Source organism: Piscinibacter gummiphilus, assembly GCF_032681285.1.
GTDB lineage: Bacteria > Pseudomonadota > Gammaproteobacteria > Burkholderiales > Burkholderiaceae_C > Rhizobacter > Rhizobacter gummiphilus_A.
Map to the genome: position 1 here is coordinate 3,999,351 of NZ_CP136336.1, position 22,410 is coordinate 4,021,760.

Below are 22,410 nucleotides of genomic sequence, written 5' to 3' on the forward strand. Positions count from 1 at the left end.
TCCCACGTGACGCCCAACCCTTCAATCAACCGGACATGCCCCGGCAAGCCGGGTCATGCCGGTTATCTCAAACGTTAGGCGTCCGAGGAAAGCCAAGTGGGAATCGAGATCGAACGCAAGTTCCTTGTTAACGGGACCGCCTGGCGCCAAGGAGCCGGAGTCCGCTTCAGTCAGGGCTACTTGAATCGAGACAAGGAGCGAACTGTGAGAGTCCGGCTTGCAGGTGAGAAAGCGTTCCTCACCATTAAAGGTGTTTCCGTAGGCGCCTCGCGAGCAGAGTTCGAGTACGAGATTCCCGCTGCAGACGCAGAGCAGCTCTTGAAACTCAGTGACGGGCCAGTCATTGAGAAGATCTGCAGAGTCATTCAGTTCGAAGGCTTCACCTGGGAAGTAGACGAGTTCCTTGGAGAGAATGCTGGTCTCGTTGTCGCCGAGATCGAGTTGCAATCGGAAGGCCAGGCATTCACAAAGCCTGATTGGCTCGGAGAAGAGGTAACCCATGAATCTCGGTACTTCAACTCAAGCTTGTCTACGCACCCATTCAACAGGTGGCCCGCCAGTCCCGCCACCTCGAGCCCGACTATGCCCACCTGCACCGGGAACTGCGTCGCCCCGGCGTGACGCTGCAACTGCTGTGGGAGGAGTACCAGCACCAGCACGCCGGGCAGGCTTACAAGTACAGCGCCTTCTGCGAGAAGTACAAGGCCTGGGCCCGGCGCCTGCAGCGCTCCATGCGCCAGAACCACGAGGCCGGCGACAAGCTGTTTGTGGACTACGCCGGCCAGAGCCTGCCTGTCGTGGATGCAGGCACTGGCGAGATTCGCCAGGCCCAGGTGTTTGTGGCGGTGTTGGGGGCATCGAACTACACCTATGCCTGCGCCACCGCCAGCCAGAAGGCCGCCGACTGGGCGGCCAGCATCATCGCCACGCTGGAGTTCATCGGCGGCGTGCCCCGCCTGCTGGTGCCTGACCAGCCGCGCGCACTCATGGCCCGTCCCGACCGCTACGAGCCCACCGCGCACCGCCTGCTCGAAGAACTCTCGGCCCACTACAGCCTGGCCGTGATGCCGGCGCGCCCGGCCAAGCCACGCGACAAACCCAAGGTGGAGGTCGCCGTGCAGGTGGTCGAGCGCTGGATTCTGGCGCGGCTGCGCCACCAGACCTTCTTCAGTCTGGCCGAGCTCAACCGGGCGATTGCCGCCTTGCTGGTGGACTTGAACCAGCGCGCGTTCAAGAAGCTGCCGGGTAACCGCGCCAGCGCCTTTGCCGAGCTCGACAGGCCGGCCCTGCGCCCCCTGCCGGCGGTGCGCATGCCCATCGCCCGCTTCAAGCCCGCCCGCGTCAACATCGACTACCACGTCGAGCTCGATGGCCACTACTACTCGGTGCCCCACGCGCTGGTGGGCGAGAAGGTCGAGTTGCGCATCACGGCCACCACGCTCGAGGTTCTGCACGGCAACAGGCGGGTGGCCGCCCACATCCTCAATCCTCGCCGGGGCGCGCACACCACCGTGCCCGAGCACATGCCGGCCTCACATCGCGAGCATCTTCAGTGGACCCCTGCCAAGCTCATCGCCTGGGGTGAGCGCGTGGGCGCGGCCACCGCCGCCGTGGTGCGCTGGCAGATGGAGCACCGCCAGCATCCCGAGCAGGGTTACCGCTCCTGTCTGGGTCTCATGCGCCTGGGCCGCGAGTACGGTGTCCAGCGCCTGGAAGCAGCCTGCGCGCGGGCACAGTCGATTCGCTCACCGTCCTACAAGAGCATTGCGTCCATCCTCAGTTGCGGCCTGGACCAGCGCCCGCTGGACGCCCCCATCACCGCGCAGGCCACACAGGCCAGCCTGCCACTGCACGAGAACGTGCGCGGGCCGGGCTACTACCACTGAGAAGCCCAGACACCGAAGCGAAACAAACAAGGAACAACCATGCTCAACGAACAGACCCTCAACCAACTGCGCACCCTGCGCCTGGACGGCATGGTGGCCGCCCTCAGCGACGTGGCCACCCACCTCATGGCCAGCGAGCTGCCCTTTGAACAACGCCTGGCGCTGCTGGTGCAGCGCGAGGTGGACTGGCGTGACGGCAAACGCCTGGAGCGGCTGCTCAAGGCCGCCCGTTTGAAGGTCTGTAGTGCCTGCCTGGAGGACATCGACTGGCGCGCCAGCCGGGGCCTGAGCCGGGAGGTCATCACCAGTCTGGCCGGCGGGGACTGGCTGCGCCATGGTCACAACGTGCTGCTCACCGGTGCCACCGGTTGCGGCAAGACGTGGCTGGCCTGCGCACTGGGGCAGCAGGCCGCGCGCCTGGGGTTCTCTGTCCTCTACACCCGCGCGCCACGGCTGCTGCAGGAGCTGCACGTGGCCCACGGCGACGGTAGCTTTGGCAAACGGCTGGGGCAACTGGCCCGGCTGGACCTGCTCATCCTGGACGACTTCGGTATCGCACCGATTGCCGCGCACGAGCGAAACGACCTGCTGGAGTTGCTGGACGACCGGGTGGGCACGCGCTCGACGCTCATCACCAGCCAGTTGCCGGTGACGGCCTGGCACGCCTGGCTGGACGAGCCCACGCTGGCCGACGCCATCCTGGACCGCATCGTGCACGGTTCACACAAGATAGCCCTCAAGGGCGAGTCGATGAGAAAGCTCACCAAGACCGCCTGAGCCGCCCGTGCCGAGCACCGTTCCACGCTGATGGCGGACAGTTCGGCTACGATTGCAGCGTCACTCAGGACACCCGCGCAGCGTGTCCGCCATCGCCTGGAACGCTGTCCGCGATGGGAATGGAATCACTGTCCGCCATCAGTGGAATGCGCACAACAGGTGGCATGCGAAGCCGGCCGCCTAACCCTTCCATCGAGAGGACCCGCCCCGGCAAGCCGGGCCGGGCCTCTCATGTCAAACGTTGGGCGTCACCAATCGGAATCACTCAATGAACGTTTCCGTTCGCGAGATGCGGCTTGAAGAGGTGGAGTCGGTCATCAACTACTTCCACGGTGCAGCGCCTGAGCACCTTGAACTCTTGGGAGTGGATCCAACACGCCTACCCAGCAAGGCGCAATGGAAGCAGCTCTACGAGCACGACTACTCGCAGCCGCGAGAGCGGCGAAAGAGTCTCCTCGTGCTTTGGCAAGCCGACGGAAGGGACATTGGCTTCTCTAGCGTAGACAAGATCAAGTTCGGCGAAGAGGCATACATGCATCTCCACGTATTCGAGTCGCAAAGTCGAAAGGCAGGCTATGGCGCGATGTGCGTGCGCCAGTCCGTAGCGATCTACTTCCAGCTACTGAAAATCAAGCGCCTCCTTTGCGAGCCAAATGCGTTCAACGTGGCGCCGAACAGAACGCTTCAGAAGGCTGGCTTCCGGTATGTCAAGACACACATGACTGTCCCAGGTCCGCTGAACTTCCATCAAGCCGTTACCCAGTGGGCGATCGAACAGCCTTTGCAGTGAAAGGTCGTGCAGTGACGCCCAACCCCTCCATCGAGAGGACGTCGCCCGGCAAGCCGGGCGCCGCCTCTCATGTCAAACGTTAGGCGTCACATGAGCGAATCGTCCGCTATTCGATACGAACTCTGGAGGGAAAACGAAGGCAACAGCTATTCGTTCTTCCCCGAAAGTAATCAAAGCGCAAGAAGACTTTTGCTTGCCAGCGCAGAACTTGTGTGGTGGTGCGAGGCAAGTTCTTGGGATGAAGCGTTGGTCAAGAAGGACTTATTCCTAGGTCTCAAGATTGCTTATCAAGATGGCTCCAAAGTCATGGTTGGCGATCTTGTCTCAGTCGAGAGCGGCCAAGTTCATGCAACTGTTTTTGAGATCGTCACCACCGAAGAGCAATTCCAAGAATGGGGCGTGGAACTGCCTGGCGTCATGCTCAGGTGTGAGCCGTCCGATTTGCTCTACCTTCCAACCAAGTCGCTGGCAAATGAACCACTCCAGCTCCTTTCAAGGCCTTGAGCGTCGTGCAGCATTCCAACGACTGCCACCCGACGCCTAACCCTTCCTTCGAGAGGACGCTGCCCGGCAAGCCGGTCAGCGCCTCTCATGTCAAACGTTAGAGCTCTCGTCTATCTTCCATCATGGGCATTTCCAGCTTCATCAAGTCACTGCTGCCGTCAAAGTCAAGCGCACCCGCTGAAACGAACACCTTTGACGTAGAACAGTTCATCTACGTCAAGATTCCTGGAGACATCGGCCCAATGGATCGAGGAGACCTATTCGAAGACCAAATTGAACCGGTTCTAGCGGAGAAAAACCTTGGAACGATATCTGGTGGAGGCTCTTCACTAGGTGATGAACGTCCAGATGGGAGTCGCCGTATTAGCTTTTGCGGCATAGACATCGACACGACGTCCAGAGATGATGCACTCGTCGTATTGAGGGATCTTCTGCCGACACTCAACACGCCTGTCGGAACCGAGCTTCACTACACAAAGAATGGGCAGAAGCTTCAAGACGAGCTCGTTGCGGAAGGCTGGCTTTTGGAAAGGCCGCGCGTGTTCGATCACCCTGGCTTTGGTGTCTAGCGTGCAGAGCTCTAACCCTTCCATCGAGAGGACGCTTTCCGGCCTGCGGCCTCCAAGCGCCTCTCATGTCAAACGTTAGGCTGCACAAAATGCGCGCCCCTTCCAGATCAATGCCCAAACTGAAGCGTCCAGCGCCAAGCTCCTTTGGCCAGTTCGTATTGGTAGCAATCGTTGGCGCAGCGCTATTCGGAATGTGCGTTCTAGCGGCAAAGCACCCATGGATAGTGATCCCAGCTATAGCCGCAATTGCCCTCTGGAGTTGGTACGACTCACGCGCTCGGGCTCGGCGCTTACTTGCACTGGCGAAGGGGCGAACTGGCCAAGACATTTGCGAGTTCGCAAGAGAGTTCGACTAGACACATGGGTAGTTCGAGCGGTCTACGAGCAGCTACAGGAATACTTGGTCGACGTTCATCCGAAGTTTCCTGTCAGAGCTGACGACGTACTTCTCAAGAACCTCGTGTCAGACCCTGACGACTTAGACATCAGTCTGGTAGAGGAAATCTCTGAAAGAACAGGCCGGCAATGGCTCAGAGTCGCAAAGCTGCTTTGGGCTCTCCTTGCTCCGCCGTCGGGCTCGTCTTCGCAGCGCTCCCATTGGCCTTTGGTGGCAAGGTCGCCTTGAATGGCGGCGCTCTTGAAGTCACGTATCGCCCTAGCCTCTCAAGCTGCGGCAGGCTGGCCAAGGGGCTGCCATTCAGAGGCATCGTGTTTGGCCATGTCATCTTGCCCGTCGCAGAAGAAGAGCTTCAACGCATTGGCCCGCATGAGCGGGTTCATGTTGATCAGTACGAGCGCTGGGGTCCGCTATTCTTCGTCGCCTTACGGGCTGTCTAGCCTATGGCAGTTGCTCAGAGGCCGTAGCCCGTACTGGTACAACCACTTTGAGGTTGAGGCTCGCCAGCAAAGCACCGAGGCACATCGTGCGAAAGGCGGCGCCTAACCCTTCCATCGAGAGGACCCGCCCCGGCAAGCCGGGTCGGGCCTCTCATGTCAAACGTTAGGCGCCTGAAAGCGAGAACTGCACTAGGCTTTCGTAGAGCATCGCCACTGATGCCCCTTCTGCGATCAACCCAACATCAATACCAAAGGGAGCCCCAATGAATCGTCTAGCCAAAGCACTGGCCTTGTTCGTCGTCGTCTTTCACATGCTGGCTTTCGTCATTGAGGCCTTCCTATGGATGCGCCCCGCAATCTATGAGTTCTCCCTTTCGCGCTTCCAAACCGTGGTGCCACTTGGTCTTCACGACCAGGCGTTGCTATTGAAGCCACACTTCATAAACCAAGTCTTCTACAACCTGTTCCTCGCCATTGCAGGAGTTGCCGGCCTCATCCTCGTCACCAAGGGGAAGAAAGAAGCTGGCCACGCGCTTGTCGGGTACATGTGCGCGTCAGCGGTAGGCGCAGGCGTTGTTCTGGCGTTTACGAGCATCGCCTACATCGGCGCTCTACTGCAGGCGCTACCTGCCGCCATCGCGCTCGCTGCAATGCTTCGCGCCTCCCCATCGCCGGCCCTGGCAAATGCAGGCGCCTAACCCTTCCATCGAGAGGACGTCACAAGGGCTGCGCCCTTGCGCCGCCTCTCATGTCAAACGTTAGGCGTCCGGATTCAGCTCACCCATCAGGCCGACTCGACGCATCTTTCACCGAAGGAGTCCTTCTGTAAATTTCCGAATCTGATGAAAGAGAGGGGCGCTACGGCTCATATGCAACGCCCCAGCGGCATTCGTCGACGCGTCCTTGGGGAACCATTCAGCCAGCCAGACAACGATGCAACCAACCGCCAGATTCGACCGCTGCACCCGCCTCCGTCCGACAGCCCACAACCGCCAGGAGGCCGTGGACCGCATCATCCAGGGACTGAGTGAACGGGCCGCTGAGCTCGCGTCTCAACCCGGAGAGACTCGCCTTCGCGACGCTTTGCCTTCGGGGCCGGCGTTGCAGATGATTCCGCTCGTCCTGCAACGTGCAGACGAGCTCGGCATCATCGCGACGGATCGCCTCCTGCGGCGCGACTCCCGCGGAGCCGACACACTCGCCCTGGCCTTGTCGTACGCGTTCTGGGCTCAGGCGATGGACGGCTGCCAGCGGGCGGCCCTTGGCGTCGGGAACCGTGCGCCGTTCCGTGGAGGGGACGTAGCCATGTTCCTGTGGTGCCTCGCCGTAGCGCGCGCGCCAGCCGACGTCTCCCTGGTCTGGGGTCACCGGCTGCACGGCCTCGCCACCGAACGTGGCCTCGCCGACGACATCTTGGACGATCCCGTGGCCGCGTTCATGGAGACCTTGCTGGATGCCTTTTGTGGAACTCGCCCACTCTCTGCCGAGAAAGTCCATCCAGGTCCCGATGCTTTCGGGCCGTTGCTCCGCGCCATCGGCACGCCCTCATGGGAAGCTGAACTGGCGAACTACTGCGACTACCGGCTGTCGCGCGCCTACGAATTTCCGAGTCGGGAAGCCCCCCGAGCCAAGCCGGGTTCGTACTACTTTTTCAATCGTCAGTGGTTCGCAATCGTTCCGCTGGAACTGCTGGCGCTGAAGGCCGTGCATGATCGCCACGCCGAGGCGCCATTGAGCCTCGACGTCGACCATCCGCTGCTTCGGACCCCGTGCGTCAACCTGCCGAGCGTCGAACGGCTGATATCGGACGAAGTACTGGATGCCGTGATCCGCCGCTACGAAACCGAGTTCGGGACCGGATGGCAACCATTTGTCGTCCTAGCGCCAAACCGGAAGCACGTCGGCGGGTTGCTGCGGAGACTCTTCGGCTGGCTGCACTGATCGACTCTAAAAAAATGACGGCAGAGTTGGGGCGGAAGCATCCCGCGACGCTTGAGTTCAACTTTGAAGTGCAACACCCTGCAGACGGCGGAAGGCTTCCGCCGGTGTTCTAAATCCTAGTCGCTCACGCGGCCGGTTGTTGAGTTCATTGGCGATCCAGTTGCACTGGGCCTGGGTCAGGTTCTTCAAGCACATGCCTTTGGGCAGGTACTGCCGGATCAGCCCGTTGGTGTTCTCGTTGGTGCCCCGTTCCCATGAGTGGTACGGCGTGGCGAAGAAGAACTTCACCCCGAACTGCTCTGCACGCTCTTGTAGCCGTGGAACTCGGTCCCGTTGTCCAGCGTGATTGTCTTGATCCGGCCTCTTAGCCCAATCACCAGGCGAGCCAAGGCCGAAGCAGCCTGCTCGGCATTCCTTGCACTCAGCTTCTTGATCAGCACGTAGCCGGTCACCCGCTCCACCAGCATCAAGATGCAGTGGCGTCCGTCCGGGCCCATCACGGTGTCGCCCTCGTAGTGCCCGATCTCCTGGCGCAAGTTCACCTCGGGTGGGCGTTCGCTGATGTGGCTCTTGCCAGCCAGCAGGCCGCGCGTGGCGGGGCTTCCTCGGTGCTTGCGACCGATCTTGCTCATGTGCCTGAGGCTTCTCCAGAGGTTTCCGCCTCCAAGCATGGACCTCAGCACCGCCACCCAGGCACAGTTCACCGCTATCGAGCGCTCCCTCAACAATCGCCCTCGCGCTATCCTCGACGTCGCCACCCCTCAAGAAGTCTTCGATCAACTCAAGCTCAACCACATCGCGGGTGTCGCGCTTCAAGTTTGAAATCGCCCGGATCTCCGGCTGTGTGCTGCGCCACAGTCGTGACCCGCTTCTGAGGACCGCGCCTCCTGAGAATGACGAACTGAAACAAAAGAACTGTCGCCACACATAGGACCGCAGTTCCAAGAAGCATCGGCTGAATCCGTTGCATCTTGCCCAACGCCCCTGCATTTGCCAGAGCCTGAAGCACACCCAACATGCCCAAGAAGTTGTGGAAGACCGCAGTGCCAAGCACGTCTCGACTGGCGAAGAAGAAGGTAGACGTGCCCAAGCCAACTACCGTCAAGAACCCAACCATGCCCCATGTGTTGAATGGCGGGCTGTGAGCAAAGTGGTACAGACCAAACAGGACGGACGAGGTAAGTGCAGCCAGCAGTATCCGGGTCCACCCCTGGCTGAATGAAGCCTCCGCGGCTGCTCCTATGACCGCCCAACACACGACGACTTCGGCGGCCGAAACAACGAACACCTGGCTGAATGCGTTCAGCATGACAACGGGATTCATCGTCGGTGGATTCAGCAGCACGTAAAGACCCAGACCCAGGCCCAGCCCCACAGCAACGGCAGCAAGCGTTCGCCGCGCGGAGCCGAGCCCGGCGGAGTTGGCCTTTATGGCTCCTGAGTGCGTGAAATGGACAATGCTTGCCAGTCCAACGGAAACGCCGAGAAGTAGGTTGCCTACAAGCGCGTAGACGATGCGATCGACCACGGCGTCCGGCCGAAGGAGCGTATGCATACGCCCCTCAAGAAGCCAAGTCGCGAAGCTCCACAAGATAAAGACGCCAAGCGCTCCAACAAGAACAGTACGCTTATCAGTCATGGCATGCTCCCACTGACTCAGCCGCCTAGGATGCATTCTGTGTGCGCAAGTACCTTGACGAATCTCAAGGCTCGCTGGGGCCTCACGACAGCCATCTCACCGAAGCTCAGCGCGTTCCCCTCGATGCCTTGCTCATCCAGGGTCATAACCAGCGTTACGCCGCCAGGCAGTTGGGCGTCAGCCCTTCCACCGTCTCTCGCGAGGTCAAGCGCGCTCGGGACTACGGGTTCACTCGCTACGTCGCGCTCTTCGGCCAGCGGGCCTATGCCGCCGGCCGCAAGCGAGCAGGTCGCTTGCGCCGCAGGTTCTGCCCTTCCGGTCGCAGCCGGCTCTGGCGCTTGGTCCGCGCCGGGTGGCACCGTAGACACCGAACACTACGCCCGCTTGCTTCAGCAGCTCCGTGCTGCCGTGTGGTCGGCCTTGGTGCCTTGCAGTCTCGGGACAGCGCGAGCGTGCTGTCGCCCACCGCGTAGACGAACTTCCCGTCGGGGCGCAAGCCGCCAGGCTTGAGCCCGAGGCAGTCTTCTCAGAAGGAGCGGGCGCGGACCATGTCCTTGACGGGGAGCATGGTGGTCACAGACGAGTTGGACAACATGGGACGTCCTTTCACTCAGTACGGCCCGACGATGGCCATGTGGCAAGCAGCGTGGTGCTCGGCCGGCGCTTCAGCTTGCCCCGCGAATGACGCTGGCGCCAGCGGCTCAGCGCCGCGCAGCTTGGCGGCGGGAGGGTTGCATGTCGGCAGTGGGCCAGCCATACGAGGCCACGAGGATGGTCTTCATGCGGGCCTTCTCGGTCTGCACAGGCGGGCTCACGACCACGACGGCTTCTTCGTTTTTCTCCGCTTTGAGCGGAAGATTCTTTCCAGTGCGAACTGCTTTCGAGGTCGTTTTCAAGGTCTCATGTCCATCGGAGGGTGCGCGATTGTATGAGGGCGTCCTGAGCCGTCCGTCCGAGGTCGGCAAGCGCCGATCGGTCGATGGCATCATGCGGCCCACCATGAAGCTCACCCCCACGCCCCTGACCGCGGCTCTCGCCGGGATCATCGCCGCCATCGCATGGCCTTATCTGTGGGCGCGCTACGGTGGACCCGGCAGTGCCGGTAGCCTCGAGTTGGTCGTCGCGACCTTGCTCGTCATCGCCTTGCCGGCGCACGCGCTCGTGGTCGGGTTCTCGCGGCCGCAAGCGAGTGCGCCAGGTGCCGTCGACACCGCCCTGCTCAAGCGCGTGGGCGCGTGGCTCGCAGCCGCCATTGTGGTCACCGTGTTGCGCCTCGCCTTGCTGCCCGGCTGAGGCGACCTGCGGCCAAACGCCGCAGGCAAAATCCGCGATCCAGATTCACAGCGAGCACAGGAGACCACACGCATATGACACCTCTCAAACTGCTGGGCGCGGCCCTGATCGCCGCGGGTGTGCTGGCGCTGGTGTATGGCGGCTTCAGCTACACGAAGAACACGCACGACGTGAAGCTCGGCCCGATCGAGTTTTCGGTGAAAGAGAAAGAATCGGTCAACGTGCCGGTGTGGGCCGGCGTCGCCGCCATCGTGGGCGGTGCTGCGCTGCTGCTGTTCGGTGGCGGCCGGAAGGGCTGAACGAACGAACGCGCAGGGCGTCAGCCCTTGTAGATGCCGCAGGCCACCGCCAGATCGCCGGCGCGTTCGACGTAAGACGACTTGAGCCGAATCTCGTTGGTCACCGGGTGTGCCCACTTGTAGTCGACCCACGCCTGCCCGCCGTTGCGCGCCAGCTCGGCCATCTCCTTCACGAAGAACTTGCCGTCGACGTCCTTGCTGACGGGCCCGGCGCCGAGCGTGCGCGGGTTATTGCCGTGGGCGCAGAACTTGTAGTCGTCGATGGTGATGGCCATCAGGTACAGATCGCGGTCGATGAACTGGCCCTTGCCGAGCTTGTTGATCTCGGCGATCAGTGCGTCGCGGCCATGCGCCTTGTAGAAGGCGAGGCCCGCCTTGACCAGCGCTTCGGCTTCTTCGGCGCTGCCGTGCTCTCGCGTGCCGAGGTTGTAGCCTGCCACTGACTTCAAGAGGCCCACGGCCTGCTCGTTGAGCGTCGCGGCGGTCTGCGTCGCATCCTTCACGAGCTTGGCGTTCTGCTGGACCATGCCGTCGACCTCGGCGATGGCCTGGTTGACCGACTGGATGCCCTGGCTCTGCTCGTGGCTCGAGCCGGCCATCTCCTGCATGAGGCCAGCCACGTGCTTCACCGACGAGACGATCTCGGTCATCGCGCGGCCCGCGTCGTCGACGAGGCGGCTGCCGGTCTCGACCTTGTCGACCGAATCGCCGATCAGCGACTTGATCTCTTTCGCGGCAGTGGCCGAACGCTGCGCGAGCGTGCGCACCTCGGCCGCCACGACCGCGAAGCCGCGGCCCTGCTCGCCGGCACGCGCCGCTTCCACCGCTGCGTTGAGCGCGAGGATGTTGGTCTGGAAGGCAATGCCATCGATCACGCCGATGATGTCGGCGATGCGGCGCGAGCTTTCCTTGATCGAGCCCATCGTGGTGACCACCTGGCTCACCACTTCGCCGCCCTTCACCGCGTGGCCCGAGGCTTCGAGCACCAGCTTGTTGGCCTGCTCGGCGTTGTCGGCGTTGTGCTTCACCGTGATGGTGATCTGCTCCATCGACGCGGCGGTCTGCTGCAGCGAGTCGGTCTGCGTGGTGGTGCGTTCCGACAAGGAGGTGTTGTCGCGGTTGATCTGCGAAGAGGTGCTGGCCACCGTGGTGGTGCCGGTGCGCACGTCGCTCACCACCTTGAAGAGGCAGTCCTTCAGGCCGTGCAGGGCCTGCATCAGCTGGCCGAACTCGTCCTGGCGCGTGTGGGTGATGGGCAAGGTCAGGTCGCCGGCCATGATCTGGCGCGCGGCGTCGAGCGCTTCGCGCACGGGCGCGGCCACGCTGCGCACCAGCCACCAGGCCAGCACCGCGCCGAAGACGACGGCCACCGCGCCGAACGCGCCAATCCAGTAGCGCGCGCTGCCCTCGGCCATCGAAGCGGCCCACACGGTGTTCACCGCAAGGACGAGCAGCAAGGGCACGAAGCCGATCAGCAGGCGCGAGCGCAGGGTCAAGTTGTCGATCTTCATGGCGAGTCCTGATCGGAAAGCGAAACGATGCAAGTGCATCGTCTTTCTCTATCGGCGGGCGATCCGCGAAATTAAGCGGACGCTTCCGTGTCAATTCAGGCCGAATTCACGCAAAACGCCCGTGAAGAAACCACCCCGGCGCGCGGCTTGTAGGCAGATGCTGTGGCCGTGTGCGATAGACCCACACCAGCCCCCCTTCGGTCGTCTGGCCGATGAAGTAGTCGCGCTCGGCCAGGCCGCCATCCCACCAGCCCGTTTCGATGCGCTCGGGGCCGACGAGCAACTGCACGAGCTGCCCATCGAGCAAGGGGTGCGACTGCCGCTCCTTCAAGGCCTGCGGCTCGGGCAGCAGCCACAGCGGGCGGGTGAGCGTCTCCCGCCCAGGCTGCGCGGCATCGCACACGGCGGCGGGGCCCACCGCATCGGCCCGCTTCATCAGCTGCGGGTCGGCTGGTACGACCTGCGTGGCGCGCTCGGGGCGGTGGTCGGCCACCGGCACCAGGCACTGCACCTGCTCGCGGCCGAGGCGTGCCTGCAGGCGCTCGATGAGCTGCACGAGGCCGGCCCGCTCGCTCTGCGGCGTGGGGAAGAGCTCGGCATTCGGCGGCGGCCGGCGCACGATGTCGTCGGACTCGATGGCCAGCTCCAGCGTGGGCGCCGGAAGCGCCATCTGCGCCAGCCGCTCGCGCAGCAGCGTGAGCATGTGCGCCACATCGCGCGAAGGCTCCGCCAGCGCCACCTCGAGTGGGGTGATGGGGGCGGTGTGACCGTCACGCCAGCGCGCTTCGTGCTTCATCAGCAGCCGAAAGCGCGTGACGAACGCATGCTGGGCCGACAACCACGCCACCAGGCGCAGCAGCAGCATCTGCGCGCCGTGCAGCAGTTGCTCGGTGGTGTCGGCGCGGGCGAAGAGTTCGAGCCCGCTGCGAAAGGTGGGCGGCAGCACGAGGGGCTCGCGCGGGTCGGGCCGGTCGCCGAAGGCGCGGTCCATCTCGTCGAGCAAGGCCTTGCCGAAGCGCCGTGCCACGCCGGCCCGCGGCAGCTGGCGCAGCTCGCCCAGGCAACGCAGGCCCATGCCGAGCAGCGTCTGCTCATGCGGCGCGCCGGTGGCCATCACCCCGATCGGCGCTTCTTCGAGGGCGCGCTGCAGGGTGTGGCGGTCGGGGCAGTGCAGCTCGTCGTGCAGGCGCGCGAGCAGCGCCGCGCCATGCGGCGTGGGGGCGCTCACGATCTGCAGGCGGTGGCCGAACGGGGCCAGCGCATCTCTCAGCCGGCCCAGCAGCGCCGCCAGCCCGCCGAAATAGCGCAGGCTGCTCTGCACTTCGAGCAGCACGCCATCGGGCTCGTCCAGGCACACCATCGGCGTGAACGCGAGCGCCGCATGGGCCACGCCCTGCAGCGCCTGCGCGTCACGCCAGGCGTCGGCCTGCCCCAGGAGCAGGTGCGGCGCGAGCCCCAGGGCCGTGGCGCGCTTCATGCCCACGCTCACGCCGAGGGCCTGCGCGGCGGCATCGGCGCTCGCGATGAGGTGCGTGTCGACCAGCGCCATCGGCTGATCGGTGCGCTGCGGCAGGCTGGCCGCGAACGATTCCAGCGACAGCAAGGGCAGATGGACGCCAACCCACAACATCGCGCGCCGCCATGACGCTCAGGCGAGGTTGATGAAGGTGGCGGCGTGCAGCCCGGGCAGCAGGCCCTCGGCGGTGTCGGCGCCAAACTGCGCGCGGCGCGCCGCGAGTTCCGACAGGACCGGCGGCAAGGCCAGGTGCAGCGGCGCCAGCAAGGGCGGCCCGCGCCGCTTGAGCACGCGCAGCGCCAGCTGGTCGGCCCCGGCCGGGTGGAGCGCCAAGCGCAGCGGCGCCGCGCTCGCCTGGCTTTGCATGGCCGGTTCGCGGAAGATGAACGCCGGGCCGTCGTGCCCATGCGCGGCCAGCTGCAGGCGGCGCACACGCTCGGCCCTCACCCGCGGCGGCAACCATGCGACGACCGCCCCCACATGACCGCTCTTGAGCGCCTGCTCCAGCGCCCACAGCCGGTCGGCCCCGGGGTGCAGCTGGAGGTGCGTCTGGATCACGAGCAGCTGGGTCGCGTCCAACCCCAGCTCACCCAGGGCGGGGGCCGAGACCGCCGCCGGTGGGTCGAACATCATCACCAGCCGGCCGGCCCGCTGGACCGAGGCCAGGCAGGCAGCCAGCAGACGGATCTCGCCGATGCCGGCATGCGAGAGCAGCAGCTCCGTGAGTGCCCGGCGCGGCCAGCCGCCGCCGGGCAGCTCGGCATCGAGCTGCTCGAAGCCGCTTGGAAAGGGGTGCTCGGCGTTGCGCCCGAGCTGGTGGGCACGCCACAGCTGGGGATGCAGGTCTTCCGGCGCCAGCACCGGCCGAGCCCGGGCGGCCGGGCCGCTGGCAAGGGGGGCATCGGGGATGAAAAGCGGCGGCGCATCCATGAAGAGACTGTATGCACATACAGTACTTTTCGCAACCTCGGGCGCCTTCCAGTCAGGCAAACGATTCATTGCTTTTGGCAAGTAAATGCAGACAATCCACCCATGCCTGCCGCCGACCGCCTTGAAGCCATCCGCGCCTTCAACCGCTTCTACACCCGCCGCATCGGGGCGTTGAACGACACCCTGCTCGGCTCGCCCTATTCGCTGGCTGAGTCGCGCCTGTTGTGGGAGCTGGCCCACCACGAGCACACCACCGCCACCGAACTGGCCCGCACGCTCGAGCTCGACGCCGGCTACCTGAGCCGGCTGCTGCGCCGCCTGAAAGACCAAGGCCTGATCGACAGCACCCGCTCGCCCACCGACGCCCGCCAGACCCAGCTGAGCCTCACCCCCGCCGGCCGCGCCGCCTTCGCACCGCTCGACCAGCGCTCGCGCGAGCAGATCGGCACATGGCTCACCCCGCTGCCCGAAGCGCACCAGCAGCAGCTGCTGCAGGCCATGGGCACGCTGCAACAGCTGCTCGGCAACGAAGCGCCTCGCCAAGGCCACGAGCCCTTTCTCCTGAGGCCGCACCGCGCGGGCGACATGGGCTGGGTGGTCTCGCGCCACGGCGCGCTCTACGCGCAGGAGTACCGCTTCGACATGCGCTTCGAAGCGCTGGTCGCGCGCCTCGCCGCCGACTTCATCGACCGCTTCGACCCCACGCACGAGACCTGCTGGATCGCCGAGCGCGACGGCCAGAACATCGGCAGCGTCTTCCTCGTGCAGGCGCGCGACGAAACCACCCACGCGCCGCTGCCCGGCGTGGCACAGCTTCGCATGCTGCTGGTCGAGCCCACCGCGCGCGGCCTCGGGCTCGGCCAGCGGCTGGTGCAGGAATGCGAGCGTTTCGCGCGCATGGCCGGCTACTCGCGCATCGTGTTGTGGACCAACAGCCTGCTGAGCGCGGCACGCGGCATTTACCAGAAGGCCGGCTACACGATGACGGCCAGCGAGCCGCACCACAGCTTCGGCCACGATCTCGTGGGCGAGACCTGGCAGAAAGAATTGACATGACCTGCGATTGCGGCGCACCGCGCCGATACGAAGACTGCTGCGGCCGTTTCCACTCCGGCCCGCTGCACCCGCAAGCGCCCGACGCCGAAGCGCTCATGCGCTCGCGCTACAGCGCCTACGTGCGCGATCTCATCGACTACCTGCTCGCGACCTGGCACCCGAGCACACGGCCTTCAACGATCGAGCCCAACCCGCCCGGCCTGCGCTGGCTCGGCCTCGACGTGAAGAAGCACGAGGTGCAGGACGCCGACCATGCGACGGTCGAGTTCGTCGCCCGCAGCAAGCTGGGCGGGCGTGCCCATCGCCTGCAGGAGAAGAGCCGCTTCGTGCGCGAAGACGGCCGCTGGTTCTACGTCGACGGCGATCTCGGTTAGCTCAGGCGAACTCTTGCCGCACGCTGGCCGACATCAGCCGGCGAATGATCCACGCCAGCAGCCCGCACGCCCCGAGCGTCACCACCACCGCCATCACGCGCGCTGCCGTCACGAAGCCGCCAAACACACCGGCGGCCTTGGGGGGCAGCGAAGCGCTGCTCAACGCGTGGTCGACGATCGCCTGCATCAGCTCCTGCTGCAGCCACAGGCCCAGCAGGTTGGCGACGATGGCCACCACGAGCAGGCCGATGAAGGTGCGCCGCGCCCAGTCGAGCCGCAGCAGCAGGCCGATTGCCGAGGCCAGCGTGGCCAACGAGAGCACGAGGCTCGCGCCGGTCACCCACGGCAGCTTCGCCACCAGCAAGCCCGTCAAGCCGGCCTGCGGCGGCAGGGGCAGCAGCGAGGCGAGCATCGCGTGTTGCAGCAGCGCCGAGCCGCTGGCGATCAGGCCGAGCCCGATGAACAGCCAGGCGACAGCGGTGACGAAGAGGGAACGGGCTCCAACGGCGATGGTGATGGGCATGGCGGGACTCCGGCGCACGATGGGTGTCATTTCGACAGCTCACGCGAGCTTTGTCATTCCCGCGCACAGGTGCTGCCCCGCGATGAAGGGGGAGGAACTACCCGAAGCGCACTGCGTGGATCGGCGGCAGGTGGCCCGACACCTCCGCCCAGCTGTCGCCCGCGTCGTCGCTCGCCCACAGGTTGCCGGTGGTGCTGCCCATCAGCAGCGAGCGGCCGGTGTCGTCGACGACGAGGCCGTGCCGGTAGACGAGGTCGTAGCAGTCTTTTTGCGGCAGGCCGTTGCGCAGCGCCTCGAAGGTCTTGCCGCCGTCGCGCGTGCGGTGCACGAAGAGCGCGCCGTCGACCGGCACGCGCTTCTCGTCCTTCACGGCGGGGGCGAACCACGCGGTGTCGGGCTCGCTCGGGTGCGCGGCCACCGCGAAGCCGAAGCCGGCAATCGGCGGCTTCAACTCCTGCCAGCGCTGCGAGCCGTCGGTCGAGCGGAAGATGCCGTTGTGGTGCTGGCACCAGACGGCCGTGGGCACCGCGGCACACGCGGCGATGAGGTGCGGGTCCTGGGTGTTCTCGTCGTCGGCCTGGTCGGGCGGCATGAAGTCGGCGCGCATGCCCTTGGCCTGCAGCTCCCACTGCGTGCCGCCCTCGCGGCTGCCCCACACACCACCGCAGCTGATGCCCAGCAGCAGCTCGCCCTGCCGTGTGGGGTGCGGCAGGATGGAATGGATGCCCGGCACGTCGTAGCCGCCGCCAAACCAGCCCAGCCGCTCGGGGCGCGACCAGAGCGAGTCGACCAGCTGCCAGTGCTCGCCGCCATCGGTGCTCTTGAAGAGGCCGCCGGGCAGCGTGCCGGCCCAGATGGCGCCGTGGATGGCTTCCATCGACCAGATCTGCACCAGCTTCCACGCTGACCCCTCGGCCCCTTCGGGCTGCGGCGGGTAGGTGGGCGTGTCGACCTCGCGCCAGGTCGCGCCGGCATCGTCGCTCGCGTGCACCTTCACACCGAAGTGGCCGAGGTTGAGCGCGGCCAGCATGCGGCCGTTGCCATGAATGGGTGGCAGCACCATCGACACCGGCTCGGCGAGGAAACTGACCCTCGCCACGCCCCACCCCTTGCCAGAGCGGTTGAGTTCGAACAAGCCTTTGCGCGTGGCCACCCACGCCCTCGTTGCCGTCATCTCGTCATCCTCCTGAAAGCGCCTGCAGCACGTGCACCTGGCTGTCGGGCTTCAACTCGTCATCCAGCCGCACGCGCTCGTGGCTGCGCCGGCCATCGATGAACACCACCACGTTGGGCCGAAGATGGCCCTGGTCGTCGAGCACGTAGCCGCGCAGCCGAGTGTTGATCTCGAACGCCGCCTGCAAGGCCTCGCGCAGCGTGGCCGCGGGCGTGTCCACCTCGGGCACTTCGGTGAAGCGCTTGAGCTGCTGGGTGAAGACGACATGGGCCACGCGGCGGATCATGCCGCCAGGCCCGCGGAATGACCACCCGTCAGCAACCCGGCAGCAGGGCTGGGAGAATCCGCCGATGCCCATCGGAGCCCTGTACGCCGCCCTCGCCTTCGCACTCTGGGGCATCTTCCCGCTCTACTTCCGCCAGATCGCGAGCGTTCCCTCCGGTGAGATCCTCGTCCACCGCATCGTGTGGTCGCTGGTCTTCGTGCTGGTGGTGCTCACGCTGCGGCGGCAGTGGGCCTGGGTCAGGCCGGTGCTGCGCAGCCCCAAGGTGCTGCTCGCGTTCGCGGCGAGCGCGGTGCTGCTGTCGGTCAACTGGCTCACCTACATCTGGGCCGTCAACCACGGCCATGTGATCGAGGCGAGCCTCGGCTACTTCATCAACCCGTTGGTCAACGTGCTGCTCGGCTACACCGTGCTGCACGAGCGGCTGCGCCCCGTGCAGTGGCTGGCGCTCGGCATCGCCGCAGCCGGCGTGTTGTGGCTCGCCGTCCTCGCCGGCCATCCGCCGTGGATCGCGCTCGCGCTGGCCGCAAGCTTCGGTGCCTACGGGCTGCTGCGCAAGGTGGCCACCCTCGGCGCGCTGGAAGGGCTCACGCTCGAGACCCTGCTGCTCGCGCCCATCGCCATCGCAGTCCTGGGCTTCTGGATGTGGCACGGCACCAGCGTCTTCCCGGCCCCCGAGGCCGGCACCAACCTCTGGCTGATCGCGGCCGGCCCCATCACCGCCATCCCGCTGCTGCTCTTTGCGGCTGGCGCACGGCAGATCTCGCTCACCACGCTCGGCCTGCTGCAGTACATCGGCCCGACCATCCAGCTGGCCATCGGCCTGTGGATCTTCCACGAGCCCTTCTCGGCCAAACGGCTGATGGGGTTTGCGCTGATCTGGACGGCGCTCGCCCTCTACAGCGCCGAGGGCTGGTGGCGTTCACGTACCACGCCCGCGCCACAAACTGCCTGAATTACCGTCTTTTCGGGACGACTGGTTGGCGTGCGCTCGCCTACCATAGGCAATCCCGTTTTCTTCTCATGGCTTTGTGGTGAACACCGTCAAGAAGGTCCTCGTGCTGCGCTTCTCGCAGAGCGGACAACTCAACACCCTGACCGACAGTTTCGTGAGCGCCCTGCGTGCCGACCCCGGCATCTCGCTGCATGTCGAAACCATCGAGCCCCGTCGGCCCTTCCCCTTCCCCTGGGGCTTCTTCACCTTCCTCGACGCCTTCCCCGAGTCCTACCACCTGCGCGGGCCCGAGCTGAAGCCGCTGACGCTCACCGGCGACGAAGACTTCGACCTCATCGTGCTGCCCTACCAGGTGTGGTTCCTGGCCCCCTCGCAGCCGGTCACGGCCTTCCTGCAGCACCCGGTGGCCAAGAAGCTGCTCAAGGGCAAGCCCGTCGTCACGCTCATCGCCTGCCGCAACATGTGGCTGATGGCCCACGAGAAGCTCAAGGGCCTGCTCGCCGCCGCCGGCGCGCGCCTGCTCGACAACGTGGTCTACGTCGACCCCGGCCCCACGCTCGCCACCTTCTTCACCACGCCCAAGTGGGTGCTCTCCGGCAGCCGCAAGGGCTTCTGGGGCATGCCCGATGCAGGCCTGAACGACGCGCAGATCAAGAGCGCCCGCCGCTTCGGCCAGGCGCTTGCCGAATCGCTGCACGCCGATCGTGAAAAAAGCACGCAGCCGCTGCTCGCCGGCATGGGTGCGGCCACCGTCGACCCGCGCCTCTACTTCAGCGAAAAAGCCGCGTCGCGCAGCTTCCACGTCTGGGGAAAACTGCTGATGGCCGCAGGCAAGCCGGGGGCACCGCAACGTGTGCCGCTGCTCGCGATCTACGTGACCTTCCTGATCGTGATGATCATCACGGTAGTGCCCACCAGCATCCTCATCCAGACGCTTCTGCGGCCCTTCATGGGAGGGTGGCTCTCTAAAATCAAGACCCAGTATGAAGAGCCCTCTGGCTCATCCACGGAACGCAGCCACTCGTATGGGGATTGATGTCTTTCTGACGCGCACCGGCGCGTTCCTGCCCTTCGCACCCGTTTCCAACGACGAGATCGAATCCGTGCTCGGCATGGTCGGCGGCAAGCCCTCGCGGGCGCGCCGGCTGGTGCTGCGCAGCAACGGCATCCAGTCGCGCCACTACGCCATCGACCGCGCCACCGGCGAGCCGGCGATGACCAACGCCCAGATGACCGCCAACGCCATCCGCGCGATGGGCGACATCGGCCGTGTCGACACGCTCGCCACCGGCACCTCGCTGCCCGACCAGCTGATGCCCAACCATGCGGTGATGGTGCACGGCGAACTCGGCTGGCCGCGCCTCGAAGCCGTGTCATGCGCCGGCATCTGCCTGTCGGGCGCCGCGGCGCTCAAGCACGCATGGTTGTCGGTGCGCGCCGGTGAATCGAAGCGTGCGGTGGCCACCGGCTCCGAGCTGGCCTCGCCCATCATGCTGGCGCGCAACTTCGACCCCGAGGTCGAGCACAAGCTGCAGCAGCTCGAAGAGCGCCCCGAGATCGCGTTCGAGAAAGACTTCCTGCGCTGGATGCTGTCCGACGGCGCCGGCGCCGTGCTGCTCGAGACGGCCCCGAGCGGCCCGCTCTCGCTGCGCGTCGACTGGATCGACCTCTCGTCCGCCGCGAACGAGCTGCCCGTGTGCATGTACGCCGGCGGCGACAAGAACGACGACGGCTCGCTGCGCGGCTGGCTGCGCTTTGGCACCGACGAGTGGCAGGCCAAGTCGATCTTCGCCGTCAAGCAGGACGTGCGCCTGCTCAACGAACACGTCATCCGCGCCACCGTGCGCGACCCGCTGGCCGAGATCGTCGACAAGCGCCGCCTCGTGGCGAGCGAGATCGACTGGTTCCTGCCTCACATCTCGTCGTCCTTCTTCGCAGGCCCTGTGGAGCAGGCCATCGGCGAAGCCGGCCTGCCCATTCCGCGCGAGCGCTGGTTCAGCAACCTCGTGACCAAGGGCAACACCGGCTCGGCCTCGCCGTACATCATGCTCGACGAGCTGTTCCGCTCGGGCCGCATCCAGAAGGGGCAGAAGCTCTTGATGTACATCCCCGAGAGCGGCCGTTTCTCCACAGGCTTCGTGCATCTGACTGCGGTCTGATGGACCTCGACGCCGTCCCGCAAGAAGGCAACGCCACCCTCGGCGGCCACCGCAAGGCCGTCTATGCGCGCGACGCCAACGGCCGCATGGTGATCGCCCCCAGCAAGGGCTGGGAAGCAGAAGAGATCGTCACCAGCAACGCCGTCGACACGCTGCATGCGTTGGCCGAAGAAGCGCGCCAGCGCGTGCAGGCCGGCACTGCCTCCACGCTCGAATACTGGATGTGTGCCCGCCGCATGGACGTGCCCCTGCTGTCGCAGACCAGCGGCTTCTGGCAATGGCGCGTGAAGCGCCACCTGCGCCCCGAAGTCTTCGCCACGCTCACCGACAAACACCTGCAGCGCTACGCCGACGCGCTGGGCCTTTCCATCCCTGAGCTGCGCAAGTTGCCCTCATGAACACCCACGCCGCCACCTTTCAGCACGCCCACGCCGCGCACTGCGAGAGCGGCGTCATCTCCAACCTGCTGCGCCACCACGGCGTGCCGGTGTCGGAGAGCCTGGCCTTCGGCCTCTCGGCCGGCCTCGCCTTCGCCTACCTGCCCTTCATCAAGATCAACGGCTTGCCGCTGATCGCCTACCGCACGCTGCCGCGCGGCATCATCAAGGGCCTGCTGGCGCCGCTCGCCACGCGCTTCCGTTTCGAGACCTTCCGCTCGCCGCAGGCGGGCCAGACGCGGCTCGACACGCTGCTCGCCGAAGGCCACATCGTGGGCTTGCAGACCTCGGTCTACTGGCTGCCCTACATGCCGCCCGACATGCGCTTCCACTTCAACGCGCACAACCTGCTGGTCTACGGCAAGGAGGGTGACGAGTACCTGATCAGCGACCCGGTGTTCGAGCATCCGCAGCGCTGCGCGAGCGCCGACCTGCTGCGCGCCCGCTTCGCAAAAGGTGCGCTCGCGCCCAAGGGCCTGCTGTACTTCCCGACGACCGTCCCGCAGAAGAAGATCACCCCCGAGGCCGTGCGCGCCGCCATCCGCAAGAACTGCCGCGCGATGCTGCCGCCCGTGCCCATCGCCGGCGTACGCGGCATGCGCTGGCTGGCCAAGCACGTCGACAAACTCCCTGCAGGCGAGAAGCGCAGCGCCGACTTCATTGGCCAGATCGTGCGCATGCAGGAAGAGATCGGCACCGGTGGTGCGGGCTTCCGCTTCATCTACGCGGCCTTCCTGCAAGAGGCAGCCCAGCTCGCCGAACGGCCCGTGCTCGCGCAGTTCTCCGAGCGGCTCACGGCCATTGGCGACGGCTGGCGTGTGATGGCCCTCAAGGCCGCGCGCATGATCAAGGGCCGTGAGCCGGTGAACCCGGCCGCCATCGCGGCGCTGATCCGCCAGCAGGCGGACCAGGAAGAGGCGTTCTTCAAGGACCTGCAAGCCGCGGTGAAGTGAGCGC

General features: G+C 65.4%; 25 protein-coding genes and 2 pseudogenes. 19 read left to right on the forward strand and 8 right to left on the reverse strand.

Features of this window, described 5'->3' with window-relative positions; genetic code table 11:
• Positions 1-96: 96 nt before the first annotated feature.
• The 8 genes and pseudogenes from RXV79_RS18800 to RXV79_RS18835 all read left to right on the forward strand — a co-directional run bounded on the left by RXV79_RS18800 (position 97) and on the right by RXV79_RS18835 (position 7,304).
• Positions 97-621, forward strand: coding sequence for a CYTH domain-containing protein (locus RXV79_RS18800; protein WP_316699619.1), 525 nt, complete (start codon positions 97-99; stop codon positions 619-621).
• Positions 549-1,886 (forward strand): annotated as a pseudogene (gene istA, locus RXV79_RS18805) (IS21 family transposase); the annotation flags it as partial. The gene RXV79_RS18800 and the pseudogene istA, both read left to right, overlap by 73 nt.
• A 39-nt stretch (positions 1,887-1,925) precedes the next feature.
• Positions 1,926-2,663, forward strand: a complete 738-nt coding sequence (istB, locus tag RXV79_RS18810; RefSeq protein ID WP_316699555.1) for an IS21-like element helper ATPase IstB — start codon at positions 1,926-1,928, stop codon at positions 2,661-2,663.
• Positions 2,664-2,931: 268 nt separating this feature from the next.
• Entirely contained in the window at positions 2,932-3,453 is a 522-nt protein-coding gene (locus RXV79_RS18815; protein ID WP_316699620.1) for a GNAT family N-acetyltransferase, read from the forward strand.
• Positions 3,454-3,543: 90 nt separating this feature from the next.
• Positions 3,544-3,957, forward strand: coding sequence for a hypothetical protein (locus RXV79_RS18820; RefSeq protein ID WP_316699621.1), 414 nt, complete (start codon positions 3,544-3,546; stop codon positions 3,955-3,957).
• Positions 3,958-4,079: 122 nt separating this feature from the next.
• Positions 4,080-4,526: a hypothetical protein gene (locus RXV79_RS18825; protein WP_316699622.1), complete on the forward strand. Its 447-nt coding sequence runs from the start codon at positions 4,080-4,082 to the stop codon at positions 4,524-4,526.
• 1,100 nt (positions 4,527-5,626) lie between these two features.
• Complete coding sequence (locus RXV79_RS18830) at positions 5,627-6,061, forward strand: DUF1304 family protein (RefSeq protein WP_316699623.1); 435 nt, start codon at positions 5,627-5,629, stop codon at positions 6,059-6,061.
• A gap of 304 nt (positions 6,062-6,365) precedes the next feature.
• Positions 6,366-7,304 carry a hypothetical protein gene (locus RXV79_RS18835; protein ID WP_316699624.1) on the forward strand — a complete coding sequence of 313 codons (939 nt, stop codon included), beginning with the start codon at positions 6,366-6,368 and terminating at the stop codon, positions 7,302-7,304.
• Positions 7,305-7,361: 57 nt separating this feature from the next.
• On the opposite strand, the pseudogene RXV79_RS28200 reads toward RXV79_RS18835, so the two are convergent.
• Positions 7,362-7,975, reverse strand: a pseudogene (locus RXV79_RS28200) (IS30 family transposase).
• Between RXV79_RS28200 and RXV79_RS18850 the strand changes: the two are divergent.
• A complete protein-coding gene (locus RXV79_RS18850) occupies positions 7,974-8,126 on the forward strand; it encodes a hypothetical protein (RefSeq protein WP_316699629.1) in 153 nt (50 codons plus the stop codon). The pseudogene RXV79_RS28200 and the gene RXV79_RS18850 sit on opposite strands and share 2 nt — an antisense overlap.
• On the opposite strand, the gene RXV79_RS18855 is transcribed toward RXV79_RS18850, so the two are convergent.
• On the reverse strand, positions 8,092-8,943 hold the full coding sequence (locus RXV79_RS18855; RefSeq protein ID WP_316699630.1) for a hypothetical protein: 852 nt from the start codon (positions 8,941-8,943) through the stop codon (positions 8,092-8,094). The genes RXV79_RS18850 and RXV79_RS18855 overlap by 35 nt on opposite strands.
• A gap of 41 nt (positions 8,944-8,984) precedes the next feature.
• On the opposite strand from RXV79_RS18855, the gene RXV79_RS28205 reads away from it, so the two are divergent.
• The 3 genes from RXV79_RS28205 to RXV79_RS18875 all read left to right on the forward strand — a co-directional run bounded on the left by RXV79_RS28205 (position 8,985) and on the right by RXV79_RS18875 (position 10,535).
• Positions 8,985-9,416 carry a helix-turn-helix domain-containing protein gene (locus RXV79_RS28205; protein ID WP_413816633.1) on the forward strand — a complete coding sequence of 144 codons (432 nt, stop codon included), beginning with the start codon at positions 8,985-8,987 and terminating at the stop codon, positions 9,414-9,416.
• A gap of 514 nt (positions 9,417-9,930) precedes the next feature.
• The gene (locus tag RXV79_RS18870) at positions 9,931-10,236 is read left to right on the forward strand and encodes a hypothetical protein (RefSeq protein WP_316699632.1); all 306 of its coding nucleotides are present in this window, start codon (positions 9,931-9,933) and stop codon (positions 10,234-10,236) included.
• Positions 10,237-10,310: 74 nt separating this feature from the next.
• Positions 10,311-10,535, forward strand: a complete 225-nt coding sequence (locus RXV79_RS18875) for a hypothetical protein (protein ID WP_316699634.1) — start codon at positions 10,311-10,313, stop codon at positions 10,533-10,535.
• 20 nt (positions 10,536-10,555) lie between these two features.
• Here the strand turns inward: RXV79_RS18875 and RXV79_RS18880 are convergent, their stop codons facing one another.
• The 3 genes from RXV79_RS18880 to imuA form a co-directional block, all read right to left on the reverse strand.
• Positions 10,556-12,046: a methyl-accepting chemotaxis protein gene (locus RXV79_RS18880; protein ID WP_316699636.1), complete on the reverse strand. Its 1,491-nt coding sequence runs from the start codon at positions 12,044-12,046 to the stop codon at positions 10,556-10,558.
• 106 nt (positions 12,047-12,152) lie between these two features.
• Complete coding sequence (locus tag RXV79_RS18885; protein WP_316699637.1) at positions 12,153-13,676, reverse strand: Y-family DNA polymerase; 1,524 nt, start codon at positions 13,674-13,676, stop codon at positions 12,153-12,155.
• A gap of 18 nt (positions 13,677-13,694) precedes the next feature.
• Positions 13,695-14,492 (reverse strand): translesion DNA synthesis-associated protein ImuA, encoded by a 798-nt coding sequence (gene imuA / locus RXV79_RS18890; RefSeq protein ID WP_316699638.1) that lies wholly within the window; start codon positions 14,490-14,492, stop codon positions 13,695-13,697.
• Between the two features lie 102 nt (positions 14,493-14,594).
• On the opposite strand from imuA, the gene RXV79_RS18895 reads away from it, so the two are divergent.
• Together RXV79_RS18895 and RXV79_RS18900 are read left to right on the forward strand one after the other, a co-directional pair.
• Complete coding sequence (locus tag RXV79_RS18895) at positions 14,595-15,548, forward strand: bifunctional helix-turn-helix transcriptional regulator/GNAT family N-acetyltransferase (RefSeq protein ID WP_316699639.1); 954 nt, start codon at positions 14,595-14,597, stop codon at positions 15,546-15,548.
• Positions 15,545-15,922 carry a YchJ family protein gene (locus RXV79_RS18900; RefSeq protein WP_316699640.1) on the forward strand — a complete coding sequence of 126 codons (378 nt, stop codon included), beginning with the start codon at positions 15,545-15,547 and terminating at the stop codon, positions 15,920-15,922. The genes RXV79_RS18895 and RXV79_RS18900 overlap by 4 nt, the downstream gene beginning before the upstream one ends.
• A 1-nt stretch (position 15,923) precedes the next feature.
• Here RXV79_RS18900 and RXV79_RS18905 read toward each other — a convergent pair whose 3' ends face one another.
• From RXV79_RS18905 to RXV79_RS18915, 3 genes are all read right to left on the reverse strand, one after another.
• Complete coding sequence (locus RXV79_RS18905; RefSeq protein WP_316699641.1) at positions 15,924-16,445, reverse strand: hypothetical protein; 522 nt, start codon at positions 16,443-16,445, stop codon at positions 15,924-15,926.
• 97 nt (positions 16,446-16,542) lie between these two features.
• On the reverse strand, positions 16,543-17,619 hold the full coding sequence (locus RXV79_RS18910) for a WD40/YVTN/BNR-like repeat-containing protein (protein ID WP_316699642.1): 1,077 nt from the start codon (positions 17,617-17,619) through the stop codon (positions 16,543-16,545).
• A gap of 4 nt (positions 17,620-17,623) precedes the next feature.
• Positions 17,624-17,893, reverse strand: coding sequence for a MoaD/ThiS family protein (locus RXV79_RS18915; protein ID WP_316704149.1), 270 nt, complete (start codon positions 17,891-17,893; stop codon positions 17,624-17,626).
• 76 nt (positions 17,894-17,969) lie between these two features.
• Here RXV79_RS18915 and rarD point away from each other — a divergent pair, with 76 nt between their 5' ends.
• The 5 genes from rarD (at position 17,970) to RXV79_RS18940 (ending at position 22,406) form a co-directional block, all read left to right on the forward strand.
• The gene (rarD, locus tag RXV79_RS18920) at positions 17,970-18,857 is read left to right on the forward strand and encodes an EamA family transporter RarD (protein WP_316699644.1); all 888 of its coding nucleotides are present in this window, start codon (positions 17,970-17,972) and stop codon (positions 18,855-18,857) included.
• Between the two features lie 79 nt (positions 18,858-18,936).
• Positions 18,937-19,893, forward strand: coding sequence for a dialkylrecorsinol condensing enzyme (locus tag RXV79_RS18925; protein ID WP_316699645.1), 957 nt, complete (start codon positions 18,937-18,939; stop codon positions 19,891-19,893).
• Entirely contained in the window at positions 19,883-21,016 is a 1,134-nt protein-coding gene (locus tag RXV79_RS18930) for a beta-ketoacyl-ACP synthase III (RefSeq protein WP_316699647.1), read from the forward strand. The genes RXV79_RS18925 and RXV79_RS18930 overlap by 11 nt, the downstream gene beginning before the upstream one ends.
• Positions 21,016-21,414, forward strand: a complete 399-nt coding sequence (locus tag RXV79_RS18935) for a DarG family dialkylresorcinol biosynthesis protein (protein ID WP_316699648.1) — start codon at positions 21,016-21,018, stop codon at positions 21,412-21,414. The genes RXV79_RS18930 and RXV79_RS18935 overlap by 1 nt, the downstream gene beginning before the upstream one ends.
• On the forward strand, positions 21,411-22,406 hold the full coding sequence (locus RXV79_RS18940) for a BtrH-related acyltransferase DarH (RefSeq protein ID WP_316699649.1): 996 nt from the start codon (positions 21,411-21,413) through the stop codon (positions 22,404-22,406). Before RXV79_RS18935 ends, RXV79_RS18940 begins: the two co-directional genes overlap by 4 nt.
• The last annotated feature ends 4 nt before the right edge of the window (positions 22,407-22,410 follow it).

Coding starts and splice junctions, on each gene's coding strand:
- RXV79_RS18895 (WP_316699639.1), top strand. CDS start 14,595: ATGCCTGCCGCCGACCGCCTTGAAGCCATCCGCGCCTTCAACCGCTTC.
- RXV79_RS18815 (WP_316699620.1), top strand. CDS start 2,932: ATGAACGTTTCCGTTCGCGAGATGCGGCTTGAAGAGGTGGAGTCGGTC.
- RXV79_RS18910 (WP_316699642.1), bottom strand. CDS start 17,619: ATGACGGCAACGAGGGCGTGGGTGGCCACGCGCAAAGGCTTGTTCGAA.
- RXV79_RS18900 (WP_316699640.1), top strand. CDS start 15,545: ATGACCTGCGATTGCGGCGCACCGCGCCGATACGAAGACTGCTGCGGC.
- RXV79_RS18885 (WP_316699637.1), bottom strand. CDS start 13,676: ATGTTGTGGGTTGGCGTCCATCTGCCCTTGCTGTCGCTGGAATCGTTC.
- RXV79_RS18855 (WP_316699630.1), bottom strand. CDS start 8,943: ATGACTGATAAGCGTACTGTTCTTGTTGGAGCGCTTGGCGTCTTTATC.
- RXV79_RS18850 (WP_316699629.1), top strand. CDS start 7,974: ATGGACCTCAGCACCGCCACCCAGGCACAGTTCACCGCTATCGAGCGC.
- istB (WP_316699555.1), top strand. CDS start 1,926: ATGCTCAACGAACAGACCCTCAACCAACTGCGCACCCTGCGCCTGGAC.
- RXV79_RS18935 (WP_316699648.1), top strand. CDS start 21,016: ATGGACCTCGACGCCGTCCCGCAAGAAGGCAACGCCACCCTCGGCGGC.
- imuA (WP_316699638.1), bottom strand. CDS start 14,492: ATGGATGCGCCGCCGCTTTTCATCCCCGATGCCCCCCTTGCCAGCGGC.
- RXV79_RS18830 (WP_316699623.1), top strand. CDS start 5,627: ATGAATCGTCTAGCCAAAGCACTGGCCTTGTTCGTCGTCGTCTTTCAC.
- rarD (WP_316699644.1), top strand. CDS start 17,970: ATGCCCATCGGAGCCCTGTACGCCGCCCTCGCCTTCGCACTCTGGGGC.
- RXV79_RS18940 (WP_316699649.1), top strand. CDS start 21,411: ATGAACACCCACGCCGCCACCTTTCAGCACGCCCACGCCGCGCACTGC.
- RXV79_RS18875 (WP_316699634.1), top strand. CDS start 10,311: ATGACACCTCTCAAACTGCTGGGCGCGGCCCTGATCGCCGCGGGTGTG.
- RXV79_RS18870 (WP_316699632.1), top strand. CDS start 9,931: ATGCGGCCCACCATGAAGCTCACCCCCACGCCCCTGACCGCGGCTCTC.
- RXV79_RS18825 (WP_316699622.1), top strand. CDS start 4,080: ATGGGCATTTCCAGCTTCATCAAGTCACTGCTGCCGTCAAAGTCAAGC.
- RXV79_RS18880 (WP_316699636.1), bottom strand. CDS start 12,046: ATGAAGATCGACAACTTGACCCTGCGCTCGCGCCTGCTGATCGGCTTC.
- RXV79_RS18820 (WP_316699621.1), top strand. CDS start 3,544: ATGAGCGAATCGTCCGCTATTCGATACGAACTCTGGAGGGAAAACGAA.
- RXV79_RS18905 (WP_316699641.1), bottom strand. CDS start 16,445: ATGCCCATCACCATCGCCGTTGGAGCCCGTTCCCTCTTCGTCACCGCT.
- RXV79_RS18930 (WP_316699647.1), top strand. CDS start 19,883: ATGGGGATTGATGTCTTTCTGACGCGCACCGGCGCGTTCCTGCCCTTC.